Consider the following 8,312-nt stretch of genomic DNA (forward strand, 5'->3'; position numbering starts at 1 on the left):
AGGCCGTTACGAATCATTGCATTTCAAAACGGCCTTTTTTATTGTAAATTGGTATTTCAATTATACATTTATTTAAAGATGAGAAAACTACTTTTTGCCTTTGCTATAGTATGTATTAGCGGAATAAAAGCTCAGCAGTTTGATGCTTACAAATTCTATAATAAAAAAGGAAAGGTTGTAAAACCCGAGAAAATTGTCAGACAACTTTCCGGTTACGATGTGGTTTTGTTCGGTGAACTGCATAATAATTCGATTGTTCACTGGTTACAACTGAAGTTTACAGAAGGCTTGTATGAGCAGAAAAATAAACAGCTGATTCTGGGAGCGGAGATGTTCGAAAGAGATAATCAGCCGCAGTTGGACCGTTATCTGGCAGGAAAGCTGGATTCTAAAAACATGAAGGATTCAGTCCGTCTGTGGAATAATTATACAACAGATTACAAACCGCTTTTGGATTTTGCAAAAATTAGAAATCTGAAATTTGTGGCAGGAAATATTCCGAGAAAATATGCTTCTCAGGTGGCCAAACAAGGCCTTGAATCATTGAATACACTAAATGCTCAGGAGAAGACCTATATCGCAGATTTACCAATCAAAGTAACATTGGATACTCCCGGGTATAAGGAAATGAAAACCATGATGGGAGATCATGCAGATGATCTGAAGGTAATGAATTTTATTTCTGCTCAGGCTGTTAAAGATGCTACAATGGCAGAATCTATTTTCAAAAGTTTAGAATCGGGAAAGACTTTTATTCATTACAATGGAAACTACCACAGTAAGGAGTATGGTGGTATTTATTGGTATCTGAAACAAAAGAATCCTAATCTTAAAATTGCGGTTATTTCTGTTTTCGAATCAGAAAGTCCCAAATTATGGGTCCCCGAAAAAGATTATATACCGACAGATTTTAACCTTATCGTTCCTGCGGATATGACTAAGACTTATTAGAGGCTAATCGCTCTTATACTATACTGGATAAATAATCTAAAAACTCACAGAATCTTCATCTGTGAGTTTTTTTATAGTCAAATTATTGAATAGCTGTTCATCCATACATAACTCAAGAAAGACATTGCACAAATAAAAAATCCCCTGATAATAAAAATTTCAGGGGATCTTAAAAATATATGTTTTTTACTTTTTTAGAGATGAGGAATACTTATAGCCTTGCATCTACAATATCTCTGTTCAGCTTTGCTTTTATGTCGAATACAACCGATGTTTCTTTTCTTAATTTATTTAAATCCAATGTCAAAAACTCATCATGTGATACGGCTAAAACAATGCTATCATATTTTTTGTTGTAGTCTATATTTTCCAGCATACTGATTTTATACTTTTCTAGCACTTCATCGCGGTCAGCCCATGGATCGTACATATCTACATGTAAGCCATATTCTTCCAACTCTTTATACACGTCTACTACTTTCGTATTTCGGACATCCGGGCAATTTTCCTTGAAAGTAATTCCCAGAATAAGAACATTGGCATTGCTAATAGAAATTCCCTTTTTAATCATTAATTTCAAGACTTTTGAAGCAATAAATTCTGCCATAGAGTTGTTCACCCTTCTTCCACTAAGGATTACCTGAGGGTGATAGCCAAGCTGGGAAGCTTTATGTGCCAGATAATACGGGTCTACAGAGATACAGTGTCCACCTACAAGACCAGGTTTATATTTCAGGAAATTGAATTTTGTACCGGCAGCTTCCAGTACATCATTGGTATCAATTCCGACTCTGTCGAAGATAAGAGCCAGTTCATTGACAAAAGAAATATTAATATCTCTTTGTGCATTTTCAATGGCTTTAGAAGCTTCGGCAACTTTTATGTTTGAAGCTTTGTGAGTTCCTGCCGTTATAATTTTTTTATAAAGTGTATCTACTATTTCAGCAATTTCCGGAGTAGAACCTGATGTTACTTTCTTTATAGTTGTAAGTGTATTTACTTTGTCTCCCGGATTAATTCTTTCAGGTGAGTAGCCTACAAAAAAGTCTTCGTTGTATTTTAATCCTGAGATATTTTCAAGAACAGGTACACAGTCTTCTTCTGTACAACCAGGATATACGGTAGATTCATAAATTACAATGTCACCTTTCTTTAAAATCTCTGCCAGCATTTTGGTTGCATTTAGCAAAGGTCTCAGATCCGGAGCATTAAATTTATCAATAGGTGTTGGAACGGTTACGATATAGATATTTGCATCCTTAATAGTGTCCAGGGAGGCGGAGGCAATATAGCCTTTGGAAAAATCAGAATTTTGAGCCTCATGAATCACTTCGGAAAGCAATGTAAGATCTGCTTCCAATGTGCGGTCTTTTCCGGAATTAAGCTCTTTTACCCTGTCTGTATTAACGTCGAATCCGTATACCGGGAAATGTTTTGCAAATTCCAGTGCCAGTGGTAATCCTACATATCCTTGTCCTATAACAGCTATTCGGTGATTGTTCATATTTATAATCTTCTTTTATTTTTAGGTTGTATAAGCATATAGATTACCTATGTTATTTAGTGATAAACTAAGGTTTTGAATCTATCTAATGATTTACAATTATGAGTAATTTGAATGTTAAGAATGCTAAATTATTTTTCAGCTATTTAATAAATTTTTTTCAACATTATAACGCCCATATCCACTGTTTAGTATATTTTATTATTCATTTTGTTACAAATAAGAGAATACTCTGTGCATATTTTTGAAACTTTATTTGTCCATGTGCATTAACTAATACCCATGAAAATTTATCATTAAAAAAGCTATTATACTGTATTTTAGCGTTTAACATATAGTGACCTAATGAACAAAATTACAAAAAATATCCTATTAAAATTCTTTCGATTTTCATATATCCCTATCAAATACCAGCCCAAATACCTTACAAAGTAATCTGCTATTATAAAGTACTAATAATCAAATACTATTCATAAATGATAGATTTTATTTTTTTTTAAATGATTTGACAGTCAAAATGGCACAAAGTTTTCATTAGAGCAGCAATAAATAACGAAAATTAACGTTATCATACTGTATGGATTCTGATCGTACTTTGGTCTCCTTCATGATAATACTTATCAATTAATACATGATATAAAACTATTCTCTTCTGTTTTGTTAAAAGTTTAAACCTTTTTATTCTGTTTCAGAATAAGGCTTTTCCAACAAAATAAGAGTGTGCAGGTTTTTTGGGAAACCTTGCTTCCAATTTCAAAAGTTGAAATAATAAATTATTGGATACTGATATTCCGGCTAATCAAAAGAAGAGGAATACCAGTAGGGAATTTTTTTATAGAATGTATGAAAGAAACACAAACACTACACGTTAAGAAAAATGTTGTTCTAAAATCAGCATTAATTCGCAGAAAAGAAGATTTTGTACCCGTCAAAAAGGGGAGGTTTGGAACCATAGAATATGGTATCCTTGCAGTGACGTTTATATTGTTGTTCAGCTCAATATATGCCGTATATCTATTACAACCAGAGTTTGAACATCTGCACTGGCAACAAATGAACAGCTCCTTTGGTATGGTAATCATCGGAATAGGGCTATTCCTCTTAAGCGTTGCAGTATGCTTCCTGGCCTATTTACTTGTTTTATACCTTCGCTATAAGCCTATTACTTCTGTATCAGACGATTTGCTTCCTACCTGTACTATTATTGTTCCTGCGTATAATGAAGGAAAACTGGTATATGAGACACTTCATAGTTTGGCAAGTAGCGACTATCCGGAGGAAAAAGTACAGATTATAGCTGTAGACGATGGTAGTAAAGATGATACATGGGCATGGATTAAGAAGGCTAAGGAGGAATTGGGGGACAGAGTAATGGCCTATCAGCAGCCCCGGAATATGGGTAAAAGACATGCTTTACACCGTGGATTCCAGTTGGGTACGGGAGAAATATTTATTACTGTAGACAGTGATTCTATTGTAAAAAAAGATACACTCCGTAATATGACAAGCCCGTTTGTAGTAAATGAAAAATGCGGTGGAGTAGCTGGTAATGTACGTGTATTGAACAATGAGAAGGAGCTAATCCCAAGAATGCTTAATGTAAATTTTGTATTTAGTTTTGAATTTGTCCGCTCCGCACAAAGTATGCTTGGATCTGTAATGTGTACACCGGGAGCTTTGGCAGCATACCGTAGAGAACAGGTAATGAACTGCCTGGATGAATGGGTGAACCAGACATTTATGGGACGTCCGTCTGATATAGGTGAAGACAGGGCTATGACTAATATGATCCTGAAACAAGGTTATCATATCTTATTCCAGAGAAATGCTTATGTATATACTAATATTCCTAAACGATATAAAAACCTGTATAAGATGTTTATTCGTTGGGAACGTAGTAATGTGCGTGAAAATATAATGATGAGCAAATTTGCTTTTGGTGATTTCCGCGAAGGGCCAAAAGTAGGAACCAGAATATTATTGTGTATGCAATGGCTGAAACTGGTTATGTCCTATCCGCTAATGTTATTAATGCTATGGTTTATTATCAATCATACGATGTTATTCATTAGTTCAACATTACTGGGCATACTGATTTTCTCCAGTGTACAAGCGTTCTTCTTTGCGAAGAGAAATAAAAACACACCTGAAGCCTTTTGGGCCTATACCTATAGTATTTTCTACGCCTTTACGCTTTTCTGGATCACACCATACGCTATTGCTACAGCAAGTAAAAGTGGCTGGCTGACCCGTGAATTAGCCGTAAAAGAATCATAACTAAAGAAATATTTTAAAATAAAACTCCTCTGTAGTCTAAACTGCAGAGGAGTTTTTTTGTTAATTAATAGTGTAGATTTTGATAAAATATATAATTAATTTGTTCTTTTTTTAATGATTCAATACCTGTTATTTATATTAAAACAAAGTATTATACTATTTTTATTATTCACTATAATATTATTAATTTTTTCAAATTTATTTTTGAATAAAAATATATTTATCTAGATAAAATATGAAATAATTGTCTATTATTTGATAATAGTTAGTTTATAATTAATATAAATATTAAAATTAATTAATTGTAAATGACTCTGGTTGAATTTAATTTTTAGATTAGCAAATAATCACAATATTATTTTAAATGAAAATTAGATTCAGTATATTATTTTTCTTTTTAATAAGCATTTTATATTTCGCCCAAAGTATTTCCGGAAAGATTATAGGAGAAAATGGTGAAGCTATTTCTTATGTCGAAATAATAGTGAAAAGAGATAGTATAAAGAAAGCTACTATAAGTGACGAAAAAGGAAGCTTTAGTCTAAAGGTTCCGGAAAGAGGAAACTACATTTTAGAAATATTGGATAATGGTATTAAGGTTTTTACCAATAACTTTTATATTAACGGAGATACTATAGAAAGTATTCGATTAACCAAATATAATGACAGGATTATACAAGAAGTTGTTGTAAACAAGAAAGTTGTGCAACAGATCGGAGATAAAACTTATTTTAATGTGGAGAATAGTGTTCTGTCTAAAGGAAATAATGGATTGGATATACTCCAAAAAAGTCCTAAACTAAGTATAAATTCAGAAGGCATAGTATTGTTGAAAAATAGAGCTGCGACAATACTAGTGAATGGCAGAAAGATAAATTTAAGCGGGAATGATCTCAATAATTATCTTTCCGGACTAAGTTCGGAAGATATTAAAAAAATCGAAATTCAAGATGTGGGTTCTGTGGATCAAGATGCATCTAACACAGGTGGAGTTATAAATATTATTTTAAAGAATAATCCTAAAGGTTTTCGTTCAATTAATAAAATGTCTTACGCTTTTCGAAAGGAAAATGCAACTCAGTATAATAGTGGGTTAAATTTGAATTATGGAAATGAAAAATGGAATTTATATTCTGATGTCTCTTATAATGAAAATCAAAATTATGGTTGGTCAACAGGAATATTCAATTATAATAATGGTCAAAAAAATATCAATAATGGAGACTTGAAATTTTCTAATAATAATTTGGGACTTCGTTTAGGTAGTGTTTTTTACCCTAATAATAAAAGCTCATTTGGTATTGAGGGTTATTATAATAAAAATAAGACTGTTTTGGATGGAATTCAAAATCTGGAGATTTATAATGGAAATAATCAGACTGTGAATAGTAAAGGTTCTTCTTTGTTTAAAACACCTTCGGATTTATGGTATATAACCATGAATTATGCTCTTAAAGTTGATAGCTTAGGGAGTAGTCTGAAATTTATCGGAGATATCGGAAAAAATAATACCCAACCTTTTAATGATGTATACTCAGAATATCCCTCAAATTCTACTTTGAATAATCATTATCTCTATAAAACCAATTCTGTTTCAAGTTATTATACCGGTCAATTTGATTGGGATCAGAAATTTAGAAATAAATGGGACTTGAATACCGGTGTCAAATTTGGAAGTATAAGAAGAGATAATTTGCTGAAGGTTGATTATCTGGAAAGTGGCTTTTGGAAAGAAGACCTCAATCAAAAACAGGATTTTAATAATCTAGAAAATATCCTGGCAGGTTATGCTTCAATAAGCAAGACATTTGGAAAACATTTTATAAAAGCTGGACTCCGTATAGAGAATACTAATATAAAAGGATATAATAATCTTAATAACGAAGAATTAAAACAAAATTATACGAAACTTTTTCCAAGTCTATATTATAAGTATGATTTAAAAAATGAAAAAAGCCTTTCTTTTAGCTATAAAAGGAGTATTACAAGACCTTCATTTAGAGATTTAAATCCTTTTGTCATTAAGCAGAATGATTTTCTATATATGATTGGTAATCCTAATTTGCAACCATTATATCTGGATGATATAGAAATTGGTTACAATATGAAAAAGCATTCTTTTTCTGCGTATGGTAGAAAAACAATTAACACAATATTAGGAGTATACTTTACAGATAAGGATTTGATCAATTTCTATCAGCCACAAAATTTTGGACAATACTATGAAACCGGTATAGACCATTCCTACAACGGAAATATAACAAAGTGGCTTACTACTAATATTTCCAGTGGGGTTTACTATAATTCATTTAAAGCAAATGATAGTGGTAAGAAGAATAGTGGAGCTTCATTTTATAATAATATATATGCCCAGATAAAATATTCTAAAACACTTCTGCTAGAGCTTTCAAGTAATTATTATCACCAATATCAATACAAAAATGTTACCGGAGCAAATAGATACAGAATGGATATATCCATAAGAAAAACTTTGATGAATGGAAACCTATTAGCCCTTTTTAAAGTAGTGGATTTGTTTAATACTGAAAGAGATAAAAATATTTCCCATTATAAAGATTTTAATTTTGATTTTTATCAAAAGTGGCAAACAAGAGGTTTTCTTATATCTGTTCAATATACGCTAGATAATAAAAATAAAATTAAAGCTGGTTCAGTAAAATCAGATAATGATACTAGAGGGAGATTATAAAAAATCAGAATTATTTTTTCATTTAAGATACTCGATAGGTGCACATATTAAGTACTGAATGTTTAAATATAGCTTTTATTAAAGCAAATGTTAATTTTTTAATTTTCTAAATCAAATTACAATGGAAACTAAAAATCAAAAATTCCAGGAGTTGGTTAAAAAAATGGAAACTCTAAAGGAAACGGAAAAAGGACAATTAAGAGGAGGGTTTATGGCCATCTCCCTAAGCTACGAGTTGGCAAATAATGTACGGCTTGATAACAGTAATTCGAATAATGCATCGGGTTGTTCGTGTTCTTGTACAACTCAGCAATAACAATGAAAAAGCATCTGGTTTGAGACCAGATGCTTTAATAAAAAAATAAAAATATGGAATTAGTTTATAGCAAATACAACACGATTCTAATTTATAAAGAGTACTATTTATTATTTAATACTCTTAGAAAAGAACTATTAGTATTAGATGATTTTCTAAAAGAATTAATTGAATCAGTACAACATTATAATAATAGTGAAGAATTACATAAGATTCATTCTGAATTTTATGAGATATTAGAAAATAAAAAATTCTTAGTTTCAAAAGCAGAGAATGAACTAGAAACAGCAGAAAGCTATATTAATAGTGTAAATAGTGATACGTCATGTAAGTACCCCATATTTCAGACAGCTATTAATTGAGTCTTTTTCTTTTCAGTAGCCAATATTTTATACTCAACAGGTGTAAGATTACCAAGTGATTCATGTGGCCTTTTGTGATTATATTCTTCCATCCAGTCTTGTGTTAGTTCTCTTACCTGGTCAAGATCAAAGAACAGGTAAGCATCCAATACGGCTTCCCGATAAAGGCGTTTAAAACGTTCTATGTACCCG

The 8,312-nt window shown here is 31.6% G+C and carries 7 protein-coding genes; 5 read left to right on the forward strand and 2 right to left on the reverse strand.

Annotated elements, in window-relative coordinates; all coding sequences use genetic code 11:
* Positions 1-78 precede the first annotated feature (78 nt).
* Complete coding sequence (locus BAZ10_RS05925) at positions 79-951, forward strand: ChaN family lipoprotein (RefSeq protein WP_078771282.1); 873 nt, start codon at positions 79-81, stop codon at positions 949-951.
* A gap of 211 nt (positions 952-1,162) precedes the next feature.
* Here the strand turns inward: BAZ10_RS05925 and BAZ10_RS05930 are convergent, their stop codons facing one another.
* Entirely contained in the window at positions 1,163-2,455 is a 1,293-nt protein-coding gene (locus BAZ10_RS05930) for a nucleotide sugar dehydrogenase (protein ID WP_078771283.1), read from the reverse strand.
* Between the two features lie 843 nt (positions 2,456-3,298).
* Here BAZ10_RS05930 and BAZ10_RS05935 point away from each other — a divergent pair.
* The 4 genes from BAZ10_RS05935 to BAZ10_RS05950 all read left to right on the forward strand — a co-directional run bounded on the left by BAZ10_RS05935 (position 3,299) and on the right by BAZ10_RS05950 (position 8,120).
* Complete coding sequence (locus BAZ10_RS05935) at positions 3,299-4,732, forward strand: glycosyltransferase (RefSeq protein ID WP_078771298.1); 1,434 nt, start codon at positions 3,299-3,301, stop codon at positions 4,730-4,732.
* 364 nt (positions 4,733-5,096) lie between these two features.
* Positions 5,097-7,442, forward strand: coding sequence for an outer membrane beta-barrel family protein (locus BAZ10_RS05940; RefSeq protein WP_078771284.1), 2,346 nt, complete (start codon positions 5,097-5,099; stop codon positions 7,440-7,442).
* Positions 7,443-7,563: 121 nt separating this feature from the next.
* The gene (locus BAZ10_RS05945) at positions 7,564-7,758 is read left to right on the forward strand and encodes a hypothetical protein (protein WP_078771285.1); all 195 of its coding nucleotides are present in this window, start codon (positions 7,564-7,566) and stop codon (positions 7,756-7,758) included.
* Between the two features lie 53 nt (positions 7,759-7,811).
* Positions 7,812-8,120, forward strand: coding sequence for a hypothetical protein (locus BAZ10_RS05950; protein ID WP_078771286.1), 309 nt, complete (start codon positions 7,812-7,814; stop codon positions 8,118-8,120).
* On the opposite strand, the gene BAZ10_RS05955 is transcribed toward BAZ10_RS05950, so the two are convergent.
* Positions 8,102-8,312: integrase core domain-containing protein (locus tag BAZ10_RS05955; RefSeq protein ID WP_131828787.1), on the reverse strand; the 211-nt coding region annotated here is incomplete at its 5' end. The two genes, BAZ10_RS05950 and BAZ10_RS05955, sit on opposite strands and share 19 nt — an antisense overlap.

It is taken from the genome of Elizabethkingia occulta (assembly GCF_002023715.1).
Taxonomy (GTDB): Bacteria; Bacteroidota; Bacteroidia; order Flavobacteriales; family Weeksellaceae; genus Elizabethkingia; species Elizabethkingia occulta.